Source organism: Corynebacterium vitaeruminis (assembly GCF_001054325.1).
Classification (GTDB): domain Bacteria; phylum Actinomycetota; class Actinomycetes; order Mycobacteriales; family Mycobacteriaceae; genus Corynebacterium; species Corynebacterium vitaeruminis_A.
Map to the genome: position 1 here is coordinate 1 of NZ_JVVM01000005.1, position 261 is coordinate 261.

Annotated in this window: 1 protein-coding gene; it reads right to left on the reverse strand. The window is 46.4% G+C overall.

Annotated features, from left to right (window positions below):
• The coding region (locus ADA16_RS11165) for a hypothetical protein (RefSeq protein WP_048758493.1) at positions 1-261 on the reverse strand (261 nt) is incomplete at both ends.

Here is a 261-nt window from a genome sequence, read left to right on the forward strand (position 1 = left end):
GTCTTTGACTTTCTTTGCTGGAATAGTGACTTTACCAGTGGTTTTATCAACGGTTACGCCTTCTGGAGCGTCGTCACCCTTCTTCCACTCACCGTTTTCTTTCTTAACAGTGAATTTGGTTGGGTTGGTGTTTTCACCTTCTGGCGTATAAGTGATTTCCAGACTATCAGTACCGTCTGCTGGTGTTACGTCAACGGAACCATCATTTTGAGGCGTGACGGTTGGAGCAGCTGGCTTAGTTGTTTCTGGGGTAGTTGGGTT